Source organism: Paraglaciecola sp. (genome assembly GCF_039942875.1).
Lineage (GTDB): Bacteria > Pseudomonadota > Gammaproteobacteria > Enterobacterales > Alteromonadaceae > Paraglaciecola.
The window spans coordinates 106608-125217 of sequence record NZ_JBDVBQ010000022.1 but is presented as its reverse complement, the minus strand read 5'-3'; the positions used below and the strand labels follow the sequence as shown (position 1 = coordinate 125217).

The window sequence follows — 18610 nt, the reverse complement described above, 5'->3', positions numbered from 1 at the left end:
ACCATTTTGATCCACTTTGTGCCACTATTACCCACATTACACAGTTTATGTACCACCCGTCCATCATGTCAAGGACTAAAACCATCAATTTCAGAGGTTGTCAGCCCTTGAATTTATTGGACTTGCCGAAGTGTTTGATATAGCGGGAGAAATACAATGGGTGGTAGGAATTAGCGACACTTAAAATAAGCATAAAGGCTTATCTTCAGGTAATACTTCTAAAATTAATAATGGCTAGATTTAAACAGGGTCAGAGTTTAGCGTTAGAAATAATACCAACTACAATAACTAAAATTTGCATTTGAGCCTGTTATTTATGCCCATTAAAAATTGTATTTTATCTATAGACCAAGGGACAACCTCTTCAAGGGCGATAGTATTTAGCCCAGACTCACAAATAGTAACCCTTGCCCAGCTAGCGTTTGAGCAACATTATCCAAATGATGGCTGGGTTGAGCATGACCCAGAAGATATATGGTCATCTACCCTTAAAGTATGCAAGCAGGCCTTGAACGAAGCCAAAAAGAAGGGCGCTGAAGTTGTCGCTATTGGTATCACCAACCAAAGAGAAACTACAATTGTTTGGGATAAAAAAACGGGGGTCCCCATCTATAACGCCATAGTATGGCAAGACAGACGCACCGCCCCACAATGCAAAACTTTAAGAGATGCTGGGCACTTGGATTGGGTTCAAAATCGTACAGGCTTACTATTAGATCCTTATTTTTCAGCCACAAAAGTATCTTGGATTCTAGACAAGGTAGATGGCGCCAGAAACAAAGCTGAAGCCGGTGAGTTAGCCTTTGGCACAATAGATAGTTTTCTAATTTGGCGTTTAACTGCAGGTAAAGTCCATGCCACTGACGTAACCAACGCGAGCCGTACCAACCTGTTCAACATCCACGACCTTGCATGGGACCAAGACTTACTCGAGCTATTTCGCATACCACAGTCACTGTTGCCGACTGTAAAAGAATGCACCGATGACTTCGGAGAAACCTGCGCCAAGACTCTAGGAAACAGCCTTCCTATTTTGGGTGTCGCTGGTGACCAACATGCTGCAAGCATAGGCCAGTGTTGTTTTCAAAATGGGGCAATAAAAAGTACCTATGGTACGGGCTGTTTTGTGATGCTAAATACCGGAAATAAAGTTTTAAAATCTAAAAATAAATTACTTACTACTGTAGCCTACACCATAAAAGGGCAAACTCATTACGCTTTAGAGGGTTCCATTTTTGTTGCCGGAGCTGCAATTCAATGGTTGCGAGACGGGTTACACTTAATTCAAAAGGCCTCAGAAACTGAATTATTAGCTCAAAGTATTGGTGATGACCATGGCGTATATTTAGTACCTGCTTTTACAGGTTTAGGCGCGCCCTATTGGGAGCCCAATGCCAGAGGGGCTATTTACGGACTCAGCCGCGGAACCACTAGCGCGCATTTAGTTAGAGCTGCCTTAGAGTCAGTTTGTTTACAAACTTTCGACTTATTTAAAGCAATGAGTGAAGATGGAGTAAAACCAACACTTTTAAGGGTAGACGGCGGTATGGTCGCTAATAATTGGGTCTGCCAATTTCTAGCTGGAATATTAAATATTAAAGTAGAACGGCCGAAAATAATGGAAACCACAGCCTTAGGTGCGGCTTATTTGGCTGGATTACAAGCTGGAATTTATCAATCAAAAGAAGAGCTAATATCAATGAACCAAATTGAAGCTCATTTTGAATCAGATATGACTCAAGAATTAAGACAAAAATTACTTAAAGGATGGTCTAGCGCCATTCAAAGTACCTTAGGATTTAATGCATGATTAAACAAACTCTTTTCGGAACCATGGAAAACGGCAAAGCCATTACTCAGTACACCTTAAGCAATAGCCGAGGAGTGAGCCTTGACATTCTAAATCTCGGCGGTGTGATTAGGCGCTGGCTAATCCCTACCTCAGAAGACACGACAACAGATATTGTGTTGGGTTACGATACCCTTGAGGACTATTTACACGATGACAGCTCTTTTGGCGCATTAGTTGGCCGCTATGCCAACCGCATTGCTAAAGGACAATTCACTTTAGAAGGTGTTGATTATCAAACTGATATCAATTTAGGTGATCACTGTTTACATGGTGGTAGCCAAGGTTTTAGCAAACAAATATGGGCTAGTTCTGTTTTATCTGACTCTGAAAATCCTTCCATCTTGTTAGAACTGAGAAGTGAAGATGGTGACCAAGGATTTCCGGGAGATATTCATGTCAAAGTAATCTACACCTTAACGGAGCACAATAGATTAAAAATAGAGTACTTTGCAAGCAGTTCTCAAAGCACAGTATTTAACCCCACAAACCATAGTTATTTCAATTTAAATGGCCATAACAAGGGGACAATTAAAGAACACAAGATACAAATATTAGCTAGCCAATACACCCCCATTGATAACGAAGGAGTGCCGACTGGAGAAATAGCGGTAGTAGACGATACTCCTTTTGATTTCAGACCATTAACTAATATTGCGCTACCTTTATCTACAACAAATGAACAAATACAGTTTGGCAATGGTTTAGACCATAACCTATGTTTAGATTATTACTCAGCTGAATCAAAGGTTGCGACTTATGCAGCACAGGCTCAAACGGAAGATGGGGGCATTACCTTGAAGGTATATACCAATATGCCTGGCATGCAAATATTCACCGCCAACCATCTAAGTAACAAAAAAGGTAAAGACGGGGCCTTATATCACGCTAGACATGGTGTATGTTTTGAAACTCAATTTTATGCCGATTCGCCCAACAAACCGGCATTCCCGAGCACCACTTTGAAGTCAGGTGAAGAGTTTTATTCCGTAACAGAATACGAGGTACTGTTTTAAACTAGGTAAATTAAGTGATAGATTGCATTTCAATTTCTTTAGGAAATCAAAAAGGTAAACCTAAATTATAGTCATACTATTGCCAAGTAAAAAAGGAAGGTACGATGTTAGAATTTTGGCGCTTTAATACCACCTCTTTAGAAAACCTTCAGGTCATAGAAGGAGAATATAACTTCTTCGTTATTATTCTTTCATTTTTAATTTCTAACTTTGCAGCCTTTGCTCTTTTGTGGTTCTAGAGCGAGCTTGGCAGTCTCAAACCAGTAAAACACGACTGTTGTGGAAAATATTTGGAAGTATAGTGTTTGGCTTAGGTGTTTGGGCCATGCACTTTACTGGCATGATGGCTTTCATTCTTCCTATTCACATGTCATATGACATTGGTCTCACTATCCTATCTGTAATCACCCCTATGGTTGGGACTTTTCTAGCTCTTGGTAGGTTAAGTGAAGAAAAGTTTTCCTTTGTATCAATATTGTTGTGTTCAACCTACCTAGCCCTAGCAATTGGCTCTATGCATTACACTGGTATGGAGGCAATGAAAATGAATGCGATTATGAGCTACAACCTATCTCTTTTTATAACCTCTATTGCTACTGCTTTCATTTTGGCCATGATAGCGATTTATTCAATTAAAGCGTTTAACAGCAATGTTAAACACACTTTAATCGCTAAAATTCCAAGCTCAATTGCGATGGGGGCAGCCGTTGCAGGCATGCATTATATTGCAATGTCCGCTGCAAATTATCATATTGATGCTCATACTGTTTTAAAACATCAATCGATGAGCGATAGTGCTATAGCATTTTCATTGGCCATAGCTGGTATCGTATTTGTTATTGTTGCCACTACGATCCTCTGTGCATTAATTGAAGATAAGTTACAACAAGCAGAGCAAAAAATTGAAGAAAATGCCATTCGAGAAAAAGACATACTAGAACATATGGCAGATGGATTATTGACAATGAGATCCTCTGGCATAGTTGAGAGTATCAATTCTGCTGGGGCACTAATGTTTGGTTACCCCAAAGAATCGATAATTGGCAACAATATTGAAACCCTAATTGATACAGACAAAGTTAAAGATTTAAAAGCAGCGTCTTTACATGAAAAATTAAAAGAACAACTAGGAAAAACCTTAGTCACACATGGTATTAAACTAGACGGGAGTTATTTCCCAGTGGAGATTCATTTTTCCAGAATATTGTTAACAACCAAAAATCATACTATTTTTAACTGTGTAGTAAGAGATATAACTGAAAGAGTTCAATTAGAACAACAATTAAGGCAGTCACAAAAGTTAGAGTCCATAGGGCAGTTATCTGCTGGAATTGCACATGAAATAAATACACCCGCACAATATGTTTCAGATAATACTATGTTCTTAAATACAGCCTTTGAAAGCTGTTTAAAAATCTTACGTAAAACACAAGCTTTAGTAGACAAAGAACCTTCAGAAATCTCATCAAGTGAACTAAAAGAGATAATTACATTATTTAAAGAAAACGATATGGAATTTGTTATCGAAGAAATACCTCTAGCAATAACACAATCAATATATGGCCTTGAAAGAGTCAAAAAGATAGTAGGAGCAATGAAGTCATTTTCCCATTCCAGCCCAGGTGAAATGAGCCTAGTAGATATAGCTGAAGCAATTAATTCAAATATAACCGTATCTCGAAGCGAATGGCGGTATATCGCAGAACTGACAACTAGTTACACAGAAAACCTCCCAAAAATAAAGTGTTTACGAGACGAATTTAATCAGGTCATCCTCAATTGTATAGTCAATGCAGCCCATGCAATTGAAGCTAAGAATGGTCAAAAAAGTGCTGAGTTAGGCACTATTGAGATTAACGTGACCCAAGCAGGTCAATATATGGAAATATTAATCTGTGACAACGGAATAGGAATGACAAGCAAAGTGAAAAGCAGAATTTTTGACCCTTTTTTCACTACAAAAGATGTAGGAAAAGGCACAGGCCAAGGGTTAAGCATGGCATATTCGGTGATAGTAGAAAAACACAATGGAAAAATTGAAGTTGAAAGCGAAGTCAACGTAGGAACGCAATTCAAAATATCCTTACCCATTTCATAAACAACTAATACATAGGGATTTCATGATGAAAATTATGTTTGTTGATGATGACACGTCTATTCTAAGTGCTTTTAAACGGGCATTTTATCGGTCAGGTTGGGATATAAAGTATGTGAAAGATGGTACAGAAGCCTTAGAACTATTAGAGAGTTTCCAAGCTGACTTTATTATTACTGACATGAAAATGCCCGGTATGAATGGAGCAGAGCTATTAGAACAAGTAAGTAAGCTTTACCCTTCAGCAGTTAGAATTGTATTATCAGGCCATGCGGATGAAGAACTAAGTGTTAGAGCCAGCTATGTGGCCCACCAATGGTATGACAAACCATGTAATCTTGAGTTACTCAAAAGCGAAATCGAGCTAATCAACGAAGTTAGAGCAGACTTACCTTATTCTAAGATACAAGCATTATTGGGGGGAATTAATTCACTACCTAGTATCCCCAAATTGTTTATCAAATTAAAAGCTATGTTACATAAGCAGTCTATCTCTATGGAAAATATCTCTATTGAAATATCTAAAACCCCCTCCCTTACAGCCAAAGTTTTGCAAGTGGCGAATACATCATTTTTTGTCACCGGAGCCAATGTTAATAAAGTTGAAGACGCGATTATTAGATTAGGTACTGATGTTATTTGTAATATAGTGGCAATTTCTGAAATGTATTCAAATATGGGAGACACATCCAATACCTATATTGCAGAAATACTAAACCGAGCATTAGATACGGCTAATATCGCAACTCAAATTGCAGGCAAACCAATAAAAGATGAAGCCATGTTAGCAGGACTACTACATAACCTAGGTGAGTTACTACTGCCTGAAATCAGTCCTGAACACATGGAAGGGTATCTAGCCAAAAGAATTATTGGTGCTGACAATACAGTATTAGAAACGACCCTATTTCAAGTAGATAACACCCAAATAACCAGTTATCTATTGCACCTTTGGCACTTTCCCTACTCCTTAATAAGACCAATCACCTTACAGAACAACCTTGAAAAATTAGTAACTGAAGAATTGAGTTGTGAGGTTATTTTACACTTAGCGAAATCACTTCAAAGCAATCAAGAGCTGGATGAAAGACTAAGTAATCGCAAAGATATATCGATAAAACTAAAATCTATGATGGAGCAGTAAAGATGAAGCTTGCTAATGTATTAATGGTTGATGATGAATTAAATATTCTAAATTCATATCGCAGAACGCTCAGGAATGAATTTAATTTTGACTTAGCGTTAAGTGCTCAGGAAGCACTAGAGCATTTATCTAGTAATAAGAAATACGCTGTCATAGTAACTGATATGCAAATGCCCGAAATGAATGGCCTTGAGCTACTAAAAAAACCATGGAAGTAGCTCCCGATACGATTCGAATCATGCTAACAGGTAACTCAGACCAAGAAACAGCGGTGAATGCCGTGAATCAAGGTGATGTTTTTAGGTTTATAACTAAACCTTGTGACAAAGAAACATTGATTGTCACGATCCAAGCAGGTGTAACACAACATAACTTACTAGTTGCAGAGCGAGTACTATTAAATAGAACCTTAAAAGGCGTGATCAATGTACTCAGTGAAGTATTAGCTTTGGTTAACCCTGATGCAATGGATAATGGCACTATAATGATGGAACACATGAAAAGCTTGGCAAAAGTACTCAAAGTTCCCAATTCTTGGATTTTCGAACCCATGGTGCAATTGTCGCAATTAGGATGTGTAATCTTCCCTCAAGAAACCATTAAGAATATAGACTCTGGCGTGGCCATATCTGAAGAAGAAAAATAATTATTTGCACAACATCCTTGCTTGGCATCCGACTTGTTGCGACGTATCCCTAGAATGGAAAAAGTTGCAGAAAACATTTTATATCAAGAAAAATGTTTCAATGGTGAAGGCATACCTATGGATGACATAAAAGGTACTCAAATTCCCCTTGGGGCCAGAATGCTAAAAGTAGTAATAGACTTTATTCGCTTTGAAAAACAGGAGCAATCAACTGAAAAAGCCTACTCTTTACTAGAGCAACAACGCCAATATTACGATCCTAAAATACTAGCTGCATTTAAAGAATCTTTAAATATAGTCGTAGAAGTGCCCACAGTTATAATCGAATTATCAAAGTTAAAAGAAAATATGATTATTAACACAAATCTACTAACCACACGCAATCAATTAGTGGCTCGAAAAGGTCAAAAGGTCACTGAAACTCTGTTGCACATAATTAAACACTGCTTAGAAAACAAAGCAATCAAAGGAAAAGTTCAAATTATTGAAAATGAAGAATAATCAAGCAAGATAAATTTAAATTTCGCACTACCTCAAACGCACTAATTGTTTAATATCTTCAATTCGACTAAACAAAAATCTGTCTGCATTTTTATTTGCATTAGTGAGAAACATGTTATCACCGTATGCCTGGCTTAAAAGAGGCGTTTCTAATTGGCTGATAGAGTCTACTTTTATGAGCTCAAAGCCTTCTGAGTGGGTAATTTTCACTGAAAAATACCCATCATCAGATAAAGTAAACCCCTCCACACTTCCTGAATCGCTTTGCCAAAACACATCTAGCCCTTCCCCGTCTTGGGTGCCATATATTTTGTTGTGGTCGGATACATACAACTTACCTTGTTGGTCTAGTCCCATATATACACATTCAAAATTACTTGGGGAGTTAAACAGCAACGTTAGCTCTTGGGTATCCAGATTAAATTTTGCGGGCTTTATGCCACCATCTGTTTTACGCGATACCAATAAAGCATGTTCGTTCTGATATGACTCCCATAAATAGAAGGGACCAAATTCATGTTTTATCTCCTGGTACTTTGCTAGCTCTTCATTGATGACATACAAGGTATCTTTGCTGGCTGTAATAACTTGCCGGCCATCTGGTGACCACACCACCCCAAACAAGTCTTCGTTATCTGGGTTGCTAAAGATTAAGCGCTCTTTACCGTTTTCATAGACAAATAACTGTTTAAAACCATTGCGATGAGACTCAAACGCAAATTTAGAATCATCTGGAGAATAAATAGGTAAAAAGTCTAAAGATTGGGTATCCACTAATAGCTTGTAATCATTTGGAGCCGCCAGGTCAGAGTACATTATGTCTATATCCATGCTAACCAACTCCATCATGATTTCACTACCATCATGGGTGTACTGGGCATTACGAATATAGTGAAAATTATCAAAATCTATATTGGTTACTTCACCTTGCATATCTATTAACTTCAACTTGTCTCTGTTACTAACCAATAGTGCTTGTCCATCGGGATGCCAACTTATGTCGTGAACATTGTTTTCTAATGTATGTAACTCACTCATGTGAAGACTTTCAAGGGTGAGAATATCAATGCGGTATTTATTCTGGTGAACATCAAAAACTAAGGCAAGCTGACGATCATCCGGTGACAGTGCAATAGACTGTAATTGTTCATTACCATTAAAAGTCTTAAGAGTTTGTATTTGTTGAGTGCTCACCGAAATACGTTTTAGCTGTGTCACGGCCTCTTCACCCTCAGTCGAAAAATAGATGTCTCCTATGGCACTCCATTGAAACTGTGAGCTATTGACCTGCCACTCTTTAAAGCTCGCTAACGTGATAGCCGCACTCGCACTTAACTGGTAAGAGTCGATAGTTGAGTAACGTAAATGTTCTTGGCTCTGCTGCAACTCTAGAAACGCCAATGCACTGCCATCTTTCGACCACCCCAGCTTAGAATACTTAGTCGCGGTTTGGGTGATCTGACGCTCTTCACCCGTCGAGAGTTTTTTAAGCCAAATTTGATTTTGTTTGTTGTGACCAATTCTGACAAACGCCACCACATCTGTGACAGGCGATAATACCAAATTTGTTTCACTCGCCTCGCTAGAAGTTAAAGGTTTGAGTAAGCTAAAATCGACTTTTGGTAGCGATTCAGAGCTAGTCGCCCACCAAAGACCAAGACTAAGTATCATTATTAAAGCACTAGATAAAATTGGTAAAATATAAGCTTTACTAAAACTGAAATTAGTACGCTCTTGGTCATCTAATACTAAACTATAACCACGCTTAGGGTGGGTAATGATAAACTGCGGAGATTTGGTGTTTTGCTCTAATAATTTTCGTAGAATCGCAATACTGCGCTGCACCGAACTAGGGTTAAAAATGGCATTACCCCAAACGGATTCGAATATGCGCTGCTGGCTGATAACTTGATTTTTATGCTGCTGTAAACACTCCAACACATCCATTACTTTAGGCTCTACTGAAGTCACATTTTCGGCATTAATAATTTGGCACCGTTCAAAGTCGACCATACTCTTACCAATTTTCAACTTTGTCACAAGTTCTCCAAAAAACTATATTAATCAATACCTAAGAAATTCTTAAGAAAAATTCAAGCTAAGCTACATTGCTAATCGATATAGATGAATTGCATTTTAAATCCAGTCTAAATTTTAACAAAAAGATGTATAAATGCGGTATTTTTTATTCTTAATTACCATAATCACCAGTGCTTTTTTACTATTCCAAATACAACCTATTCTTGCAAAAAATTTACTGCCAACTTGGGGTGGTGGCAGCTCTGTCTGGACCACATCTATGCTGTTTTTTCAAAGCATGTTACTACTCGGGTATGCTCACGCATTTTGTATGAGTTTCATTAAAAATGTAAAATCCCAACTTACATTACAGGCTTTATTTTTACTTTTTTCATTATCTTTAATTCCTAGCCTCTTAAAAACACCCCCATATTTAGCCAAAATTTCATCTCCTGAAGCTTCAATTTTATTCTCATTGTTTCTCGAAATTGGTGTTCCTTTCTATTTACTGTCTTCGACTGGTGTACTTTTGCAACATTGGTATTCAAAACACTGTCAACAAGAAACTGGCGCCTACCCTTTCTACGCTTGGTCTAATTTAGCCTCATTAATTGCACTATTAAGTTATCCATTTTTAATCGAGCCTTATATTGGCCTAGCTCAGCAAAAGTTAATTTGGTCATACACTTATTTCGGCTTTGTTGTATTCAATTTAATATTGATATTAAATCTATATCGCCAACAACATTTTGCTATATTTAAGCCCTTAACTTACAAAAATTCAGAGACAAGCTCTGATAAACATAGCAATCTAACTCCTGAACATTTCAACACACCAACTCTAAAATCAAAAGTATTGTGGATGGTACTACCCTTGCTTGCCGTGGTTTTGTTATTGAGTATAACTCAACTACTCACGCTGAATATCAGCCCTAGCCCCTTATTATGGATAGTGCCGCTAAGTCTGTATTTATTAAGTTATATCATTGGCTTTTCAAACCTTAACATATATCAAAAAGGTCCCTGGCTGACATTTTTTCCATTTTGTGTCTTAGCTAGCTTGTTAATGTTCTTTTTTGGTAGTCACTTTAACAGCCTTTCCCAAATAGCCATGTACAATTTTATTCTGCTAGTTGTAGCTGTCATTTGTCATGGCGAATTACGAAAAATAGCGCCATCTTCACATGATTTACCCAGGTTTTATTTATACGTGGCACTAGGGGGCATGTTAGGTGGGGTATTTGTTAGCATCATTGCTCCACAGCTATTTAAGCAATTAACAGAGTTTCCTATTGCTATATTTGGCATTTTTTTGATTTTAGGTGTGATTTATTTCCCTCAATCGACTAAGACGCTAAATGCAAAAGGCATGGCTTGGTGTCTAGGTTTATTGATTTTACCCGCATCCTACTATGCCCTTAGTCATGTTTATACTCGTTATGACATTGCTAATATCCGTAATTTTTACGGCTACTTAAGTGTCAAAGAAGTAGAAACTGAACACGGTATATCCCGCAGGCTAGTCGATGGCACAACTGTTCATGGAGAGCAATTGTTTAACACCGCTATAGACTCTACAAAAATTTATTATGGGCCAAATACAGGTATCAACCTAGCGCTCAAGCATGTTCAACAGCGAACATCAATAAATATGGCGGTGATTGGTTTAGGTGCAGGTGTACTTGCAGGGTTTGGCCGCCCTTCTGACCACCTCACCTTTTATGAACTAAATCCTGCGGTTAAATATTTAGCCGAATCTCAATTTGATTACCTCAAAAATACACAAGCTGACACCCAAATAGTTATGGGTGATGGCCGTGTGTCTTTGACAAAAGCGCTAATAAGACCAAAAGCCAAACAATCTAAAAATCTACTAGACGTATTAATCATTGACGCTTTTACAAGTGGTGCAATACCGAGTCATCTGTTAACGTTAGAAGCCTATGAAATATATTGGAAACACTTAAAAGATAAAGGTTTGCTAGTCATACACACATCCAATAACCATGTCGATTTAGTACCATTATTATTTGCCTTAGCTGAAAATGACAATAAGACAGCCAGTTACTTTAATACCTCTAAAGTAAGCAAGTATGACTATGGAAGCGAGTGGGTAGTGATAACCAATGATAAATCTTTTAAAGCATCAGCTAGGACAAACTTGATCGAAAAAACACTAAAAGATCATACTTCAAATCCGTTAATTTGGACTGATGACTTCAATAGTTTACTACCAATAATGAAGTTCTAATTAAATACCCAACTAGCAATGAATGACTCGGTCTCGCCCTAATTGTTTAGCTATATACAAAGCCTCGTCGGCGCGCTTTACAATCGATTCTCGGGTCTCATCCTCGTCAATTTTAGAGGTTGTTACACCAAAACTAGCAGTGACTTTGCCTAATTCTGGAAATTCTGACGCTGCAATACACATTCGTAGCTTTTCAGCTAAAGCCATGGCACCTTCAATATCTTGAGACGGACAAATAATCATAAACTCCTCACCGCCCCAGCGGCCGACTATATCCACTTCTCTGATGTTACTAGAGAGAACTCTTGCCACTTCGATTAAGACATTATCACCCAGTTGATGCCCGTACATATCATTTACCGTTTTAAAATTATCGACATCACACATCACCACAGAGACATGTTGTTTATATCGATGAAATTTTTGCATTTCTAAATTAAAGAAGGTGTCTATTTTGGCTCGATTAAATAACCCGGTTAGGTGATCGGTTTCCGATAGTTTTTCAATACGCTTTTTATCAGAAATATCATGGCGGATAGAAGTACACCCAATCACATTTCCATGCTCATCATGATCGGGCTCCATCACCACATCTACCCAAAATGCACTTCCATCTTTGGCTAAACATTTAAGCTCCCCTTTCCAACTTATTCCGCTGTGAATCGTTTCCCACATTTTTTCATATATGGTAGCGGCCATATCTGGGTGACGAATAATACTATGATGTTGTCCAATTAATTCATCACGTGAGTATTTCGAAATGTCTAAAAAAGCCTGAGAAACATCGATAATGTAATTATCAATATTGACAGTCGATATAATGATATTTTTATTTACTATGTCTACATAGTGTTGCAAATCTAGCTTGGTACGTTGTAACGCCTTGGTACGCTCATTCACTAACGTCCGCAACCTTTTGCTTAAAAATATAAAAAGAACTAACAAGGCCGCTAAAACAGCTGCGATAATAATAATCCATTTAACCCAAAGAGCAGAAATGACACTGTTAGTGTGGAACCGATAATCAATTCCAGTAAGCTCCCGTCCTTCAAGTTCAGAATTTTGACCGATATATATGTTAGCAATGCGTTCAAACCTATCTGGATTAAATGACCCAATTTCAACTAGGTCAGGCAATACCATTTCTTTTGTGGCCTTGGCTTCAAACCTAAGATGCTCAATCGACTTAGCTGCACCGTATTTGTTTTTCAACCAATCAATAACCTCTTCAGTGTGATCAAAAGCATAGCGCCACCCTTTAATAGAAGCAGCTTTAAAACGCATAGCCACATCTGGGTTTTCTCTTAGTAAGGTTTCACTGGTGAAAAGCATATCGCCGTAAAAATCGATACCATAATTTAAGGGGTTAATTAGATGGGTAGCTATACCTAACTCATGGTACAAAAACGGTTGGTCTGTTGAATATACTGTCATAGCGTCTACGTTGTCAGACAATAACCCTAAATCATCTCTGGTATAATAGACTTCATTTATATTAGAAAGATTGACATGTTCAACTTCTAACATTGCGGTTACCGCAGCATCACTTTCAACAGGTCTACGTGCTACATTTTTACCTGCTAGTTCAAATGGACCAAAAATATTGTCGGCTTTTTTAGTTAATAACATTGCAGGCGAATGTTGAAATATAGCGGCTAAAACCACTACCTTTTTATTATTTAAACGACTTAATACTAAACTAGAATCCGCCACCCCAAATTCTGCTTCACCATCAAGAACTGAATCTGCCGTGGATTTAATAAAATTAGGTTGAAGTATAGTAAGGTCAATATTTTGCTCCGCGTAAAAGCCTTTTTCTAAGGCAGCATAATAACCAGCAAATTGAAACTGAGTATTCCATTTAAGCTGTAATTTTACCCGATCCTTTTCATTCGCAAAGGTGTGATTGCACAGACATAACAATACAATGCAGCTTAAAACCACGGGACTTTTTAACATCTTATACCTTAACGCTCGACTCAATGATTTGAGTTTCTGTATAACCTTAGTTCAGGATAAAAAATTTCAAAGAAATTAAGCTTTATTATCCAATTCAGAGGATTAATTATTATTTTCAACTGTTCAGTACGTTAGAAACGCAGGCATAACTTAACCATAACTGACATTATTTAGCTGTAATAATACCTGAAAATAAGTACATCAAGATAGCTTATTAGGTAATCACTATTTTTTTGGACAATAAAAAACCCGTTACAAGCTAGCTGTAACGGGTTTTAAAATTATGCTTATTAACTAAGGTTATTTAGCTGTATCTGCTGCAGTGGCTTCTTCAGGTTTGTCTAAAGAAAGCTGCAATGAGTGCACTGGATTGTCACTATCAGCCGTCAATTGTACTAAGCGGTTAAGCTGACCCAATGACATTAATACGGCGTAGATTGCCCCTAGGAAACCACTTTTGTGTAACTCAAGTATTTGCTCTGAATCTAATTCTTGAAGACGCTTTTCACTGATAGTTTGCATACCATTGATGTTACGTTTTTCACCATTCACATACTGAGCACGAATTACGATTGGATCAAATAAGCCTAACTCTTCTAATTTAGCAATAAACTTACGCGTTGCCATTTCACTGTTGGTTAACTCGGACAATAATTTTTGTCTGTTTTCAAGATATGGGCTAGCTGCGTCATCGACAAATAAAGGTTCGCCTTCTGTACCAACTAAATCTGAATTTTCATCAATATACACACCCAACTTTTCGCCATCAGGACGAACATCAAATGGATAACGTTGAATGTTCATAGGCACAACATGCCCTTCCCATCTACTTTCTTTTGCAAACAAGTTAACGCCTTGCTCAATACCTAACATTACAACACTGTGGGTGGTACTGCTTTTAGGATCTTTGATGAAGATGATAGGCATGCAACTGGCTAACTGAGCATATTCGCGAATAGATGCGGCTGCTAAATGTGAATCTTTTGCATGGGAAAAGTCACTACTTAATTTAACGTGAAGATCTTTATGTTTATTTTTATCTAGCGGGATGTAACTCATTGTCATTGGAAAATTCTCTAATTATTTTTTTGATAAAACGATAAAATTTATCGCTTTAGCTAGTTTTGCTCAAATCGATCTGGGGATGATTATCTCGTTTACAAGTAAAAAACAGATACCAACAATTTTTATTTGAAAATAGAAAGGCCAGGTAATCAGCTAATGTAAAAAAAGCACCCCGCCAGCCTTCAACTTAAGATTTAGCCTCAGTTGATACCCATAAATAACCTATTTATGATCATGAGCAATTTACAGTTTCATAACCAAGAGGTGAGTCTAAACTAGACAAACCAGCAAACCCTAAGTTTTCAGACTCCAGCAAATCTGGTTCCTGAATAGTAAAAATATAAATATTACTAGTGACTCCACCACATACTGCAGGGTAGTTCGCACCTGTAATATAACCACACTGGGGCTCAGTGAATTCGATATTAGCATCAGTTAAATAAGAAGAGGTCTCTTCTAAACTTAAGCCATCATCATTACATTGGGTTTCAGCAGTGTTAATATATATAGTAACCAATTTAACTGCAGAGTCGCTTGCAAGGTCATCACTACATGAAACCATGAATATGACACATAGCATTAACAAGGCTTTAGAATTCATAACTGCCCCTCATTAAAAAGTCTGTAATAACTGAAACAGTACTTAATACGTTACCTCGAAGTGTTTTCTTATGCAAACTAACACTAAATGAACCTTTCATCCTGTTTTCGAGTACCGCTCAACGTCTTCTACTTGGTCACTAGACGTCTAGATGTTAGCATTTTGTTAATCTGCATCAATTGCTTGTATTAATAGGTGCGAGTAACGTATCTTCCACGTTAATAAAAATCAAAGCCAATCAACATAATAGAGTGCTGGCTTTATAACCAAACAAAAATCAGGAAACGATTAGATGGGTTCAAAAAATAATTATAAATCTGCCTTTGCATTTTTAACCATACTCTTCTTTATGTGGGGTTTTATAACAGTATTAGTCGATGCCTTGGTACCTAGGCTAAAAGACGTATTTGAGCTGACTTATGGTCAATCAATCATGGTGCAATTCGCGTTTTTTGGTGCCTTCTTTTGTTTTGCTATCCCTTCTAGTTTTTTGTTAGAAAAAATTGGATACCAAAAAGGTATAGTGGTGGGTTTATCAGTTATGGGCCTGGCATGTTTACTGTTTTATCCTGCCGCAAGCATCAGAGAGTTTTGGATATTCATCACCGCTTTTTTCATCTTAGCCGCGGGCATTACCCTATTACAAGTGGCTGCTAACCCTTATGTTACCTTACTGGGTGATGAAGAGTCGGCCTCTAGCAGATTAAATTTATCCCAAGCTTTTAACAGCTTTGGGACGCTACTTGCGCCTATCGCCGGCGCTGTGTTCTTGCTAAGTGATACAGTGTTAGATGCCAATAGTATTAACCAATTAAGTGAAGCCGCTAAGGTTGAGTATTATGCAAGTGAAGCATTGTCAGTACAGCAACCCTTTGTCATTATCGCCCTTGTTCTATTTGCTCTAGCAGCTATTTTTGGCTTTAAAAGCTTACCATCACTGATCCAACAAGCGCCTAAAGGTGGCTACGCTCAATTATTTAAACATAAAAAGTTTCTATTAGGCGTACTCGCTATTTTTATGTACGTAGGTGCTGAAGTGTCTATCGGGAGTTTCTTGGTTAACTACTTCCAAGAGTTACAAGTAATCGACACGATTAAAAACAGTCCATTTTTAAGCAATTTGTCTTCATTTTTGTTGATTGGAAAAGACATCACAGACGTTGATGCTAATGCCGTATTAGGCTCATTTGTCACCTTATACTGGGGTGGAGCTATGGTTGGGCGTTTTGTTGGAGCGTTTTTAATGCGCTTTATCAGTAGTGGTAAGCTACTAATGATCTTTGGCTTATTGGCAAGCACCATGATTGTTATTTCTGTTACCGCTAGCGGCATTACCGCCATGTTTGCAATTTTAGCTGTGGGTTTATTTAACTCTATCATGTTCCCTACTATCTTCAGCTTAGCATTAGATGGGCTAGATAACTTAAAAGCGCAAGCCTCAGGATTATTGGTTATGGCAATTGTAGGTGGGGCATTCATTCCTAAGATAACTGGCACAATTGCAGATACTTTTGGAACAGATGCAAACGGTTTATCTACTGGTAGTGGGCTAAGTATTGCATTTTTATGTTTAGTCTTATGCTACTGCTATATTGCATTCTTTGGCGCGACCAAACGTAAGGTAGCTGTTGCGGCCTAATTAAATGTGCTGAATAAATCACCTGTTTAGCGCTCAAAAACCTAAACAGGTGATTTACTTTTACCGCTTCACCCTTCTCAATATATGAATGACAGCTCGCTAATACTAAGTAACGGACTGCACATATTCATGTAGCTTAGCCTCAGCTTCATGACCAAATAATATTTCACATGCTTCTCGTAACCCAGGGTCAGCAAGAATATCAGCCTGACGAACCACTAACGAAATTTTAGAGCGTCGGCGTAAGAAGTCTTCTAATTTGGTCACCATTTCTCTCTCTGCAGCATGTTCAATTTCAACTCTAAGATACTCAGAGTTTTCAATCAATAATTCGGCTTCTGCAGGGTTTTCGCGAATTTTCTCTAACATATTAATAGCATTACGGCCGTAACGACGCCAAAACCTTGTGGTTAACGGCTCAGTTGAGGAGGCAGGGGTAAGAGAGTCAAAATCCATTAACTGAGCCCTATGAAAGAACTCATCTCGAACTGTACTGTCAGGCTCACCGTACCACTTGTAATGCCGGTAGGGGAACTCGATACCTAAATCTTTTACTATGCTTGCTACTTCATCGCCCACATTAATACAGTCAGTGAGTTTGCCTCCAAAGATAGAAAGATAGCCATCAGCCTGATTAACATCAATGGCATGCTTACGAGACAATTGTACCCAGTCGGCAGTACCTTCAGCTCCCTTAACAGCCAAGGGGCGCACTCCACAGCGCTCTGCGATAATATCGGTCTGAGTCAATGGTTTGGGTAAATCTAAAAGCTTATTTACGTTATCTAAAACAAATTGCCTGTCGTGAGCCGTGACTTTTGCGTTTGGGTCTTCCACTTGAGTGTCAGTGGTACCAATACAGGTTTTAGGTCCCATTGGTATTACAAAAAATAAACGCCCATCATCAGCAAAAAATGTCAGTACTTTATGACTATCAGTGATCTTATCAACAATCAGGTGAATGCCTTTTGAGAACAAATGTTGGTGTTCAGTTTGCTGATGATTTACGTGGTTAAGCAAGTCAACAAAAGGCCCTGCGGCATTGATGATAACCTTAGAGCGAATAATGAACGCCTCACCGGTCAAGCTATCTTTAGCCTGAGTGTGCCACTCATCATTAACTCTTTTATAGCTCGTTACGGCAACGTAATTGGCGGCGATGCAACCGTAACTCATGCTTGATCGAATAAAGTTAAAAACAAACCTAGCGTCATTGTCATGTAAGTAAGCGTCAGAATACTCAAAACCACCCACCACATTCTGAGTATTCAACACAGGCTCTAATGCTTTCAGTTTCTTGGGCTTTAAGTAAACTGGAACTTTCGTAAAAAAGCGACCCATTGCCCAATATAAAAGTGTGCCCATGTAGATAAAAAATGCGGGAAAACGAAAACCTTTATGAATACTAGTGAAAAAACGGATTTCTTTCACCGTTGACGGATAGCTCTCCATCAAATGATTACGGCTTTTACACAGCTTATTGACCAATGCATACTCATGGCTTTCTAAGTATTTGATACCGCCCCAAGCTAAATTCGACGAGTTAGAACTGGTAAAACCCGCAAAATCTTCTTTATCCACTAATGCCACCTTCACACCTTTTGCAGATAAAGCAGCGGCAGAAACCGCGCCATTTATACCGCCCCCAATCACTAAAACATCAAATATTTTAACAGGAAGTTTCTTGAGGTTACTTTTTCTTAAATTGGTCACTTAAAACCCATGCTTGTTAATCAACAAATGTCGAATCTTGTGCGCCTATAAAAGCAAAATCAAAACAAGAACACAATCAAATGGGTACATTAAAGCTGACTTTACTTTATGA

General features: G+C 38.0%; 15 protein-coding genes. 10 read left to right on the top strand and 5 right to left on the bottom strand.

The features are described from left to right. Positions 1 to 316 precede the first annotated feature (316 nt). The 8 genes from glpK (at position 317) to ABJE44_RS05915 (ending at position 7251) form a co-directional block, all read left to right on the top strand. Complete coding sequence (gene glpK / locus ABJE44_RS05950) at positions 317 to 1810, top strand: glycerol kinase GlpK (protein ID WP_348113197.1); 1494 nt, start codon at positions 317 to 319, stop codon at positions 1808 to 1810. Further along, the gene (locus ABJE44_RS05945; protein WP_348113198.1) at positions 1807 to 2865 is read left to right on the top strand and encodes an aldose epimerase family protein; all 1059 of its coding nucleotides are present in this window, start codon (positions 1807 to 1809) and stop codon (positions 2863 to 2865) included. The genes glpK and ABJE44_RS05945 overlap by 4 nt, the downstream gene beginning before the upstream one ends. A 104-nt stretch (positions 2866 to 2969) precedes the next feature. Further along, entirely contained in the window at positions 2970 to 3104 is a 135-nt protein-coding gene (locus ABJE44_RS05940; RefSeq protein ID WP_348113199.1) for a hypothetical protein, read from the top strand. Continuing rightward, complete coding sequence (locus tag ABJE44_RS05935; RefSeq protein WP_348113200.1) at positions 3095 to 4963, top strand: MHYT domain-containing protein; 1869 nt, start codon at positions 3095 to 3097, stop codon at positions 4961 to 4963. The genes ABJE44_RS05940 and ABJE44_RS05935 overlap by 10 nt, the downstream gene beginning before the upstream one ends. A 22-nt stretch (positions 4964 to 4985) precedes the next feature. Next, entirely contained in the window at positions 4986 to 6104 is a 1119-nt protein-coding gene (locus ABJE44_RS05930; protein WP_348113201.1) for an HDOD domain-containing protein, read from the top strand. Positions 6105 to 6106: 2 nt separating this feature from the next. Beyond that, complete coding sequence (locus ABJE44_RS05925) at positions 6107 to 6322, top strand: response regulator (RefSeq protein WP_348113202.1); 216 nt, start codon at positions 6107 to 6109, stop codon at positions 6320 to 6322. After that, positions 6313 to 6750, top strand: a complete 438-nt coding sequence (locus tag ABJE44_RS05920; RefSeq protein ID WP_348113203.1) for a hypothetical protein — start codon at positions 6313 to 6315, stop codon at positions 6748 to 6750. The genes ABJE44_RS05925 and ABJE44_RS05920 overlap by 10 nt, the downstream gene beginning before the upstream one ends. Positions 6751 to 6783: 33 nt before the next feature. Next, the gene (locus ABJE44_RS05915; RefSeq protein WP_348120684.1) at positions 6784 to 7251 is read left to right on the top strand and encodes an HD domain-containing phosphohydrolase; all 468 of its coding nucleotides are present in this window, start codon (positions 6784 to 6786) and stop codon (positions 7249 to 7251) included. Between the two features lie 27 nt (positions 7252 to 7278). Here the strand turns inward: ABJE44_RS05915 and ABJE44_RS05910 are convergent, their stop codons facing one another. Further along, positions 7279 to 9291, bottom strand: coding sequence for a winged helix-turn-helix domain-containing protein (locus ABJE44_RS05910; RefSeq protein ID WP_348113206.1), 2013 nt, complete (start codon positions 9289 to 9291; stop codon positions 7279 to 7281). Between the two features lie 133 nt (positions 9292 to 9424). On the opposite strand from ABJE44_RS05910, the gene ABJE44_RS05905 reads away from it, so the two are divergent. Next, positions 9425 to 11521: an integral membrane-like protein gene (locus ABJE44_RS05905; protein ID WP_348113207.1), complete on the top strand. Its 2097-nt coding sequence runs from the start codon at positions 9425 to 9427 to the stop codon at positions 11519 to 11521. Positions 11522 to 11533: 12 nt separating this feature from the next. Here ABJE44_RS05905 and ABJE44_RS05900 read toward each other — a convergent pair whose 3' ends face one another. From ABJE44_RS05900 to ABJE44_RS05890, 3 genes are all read right to left on the bottom strand, one after another. After that, positions 11534 to 13480 carry a diguanylate cyclase gene (locus tag ABJE44_RS05900; protein ID WP_348113208.1) on the bottom strand — a complete coding sequence of 649 codons (1947 nt, stop codon included), beginning with the start codon at positions 13478 to 13480 and terminating at the stop codon, positions 11534 to 11536. Between the two features lie 300 nt (positions 13481 to 13780). After that, positions 13781 to 14545: a SapC family protein gene (locus ABJE44_RS05895; protein WP_348113209.1), complete on the bottom strand. Its 765-nt coding sequence runs from the start codon at positions 14543 to 14545 to the stop codon at positions 13781 to 13783. Between the two features lie 232 nt (positions 14546 to 14777). Then, the gene (locus tag ABJE44_RS05890) at positions 14778 to 15146 is read right to left on the bottom strand and encodes a hypothetical protein (protein WP_348113210.1); all 369 of its coding nucleotides are present in this window, start codon (positions 15144 to 15146) and stop codon (positions 14778 to 14780) included. Between the two features lie 292 nt (positions 15147 to 15438). Between ABJE44_RS05890 and ABJE44_RS05885 the strand changes: the two genes are divergently transcribed. Next, positions 15439 to 16785, top strand: a complete 1347-nt coding sequence (locus ABJE44_RS05885) for a sugar MFS transporter (protein WP_348113211.1) — start codon at positions 15439 to 15441, stop codon at positions 16783 to 16785. A 105-nt stretch (positions 16786 to 16890) separates the two neighbouring features. On the opposite strand, the gene ABJE44_RS05880 is transcribed toward ABJE44_RS05885, so the two are convergent. Then, positions 16891 to 18498 carry a glycerol-3-phosphate dehydrogenase/oxidase gene (locus tag ABJE44_RS05880; RefSeq protein ID WP_348113212.1) on the bottom strand — a complete coding sequence of 536 codons (1608 nt, stop codon included), beginning with the start codon at positions 18496 to 18498 and terminating at the stop codon, positions 16891 to 16893. Positions 18499 to 18610: the final 112 nt, after the last annotated feature.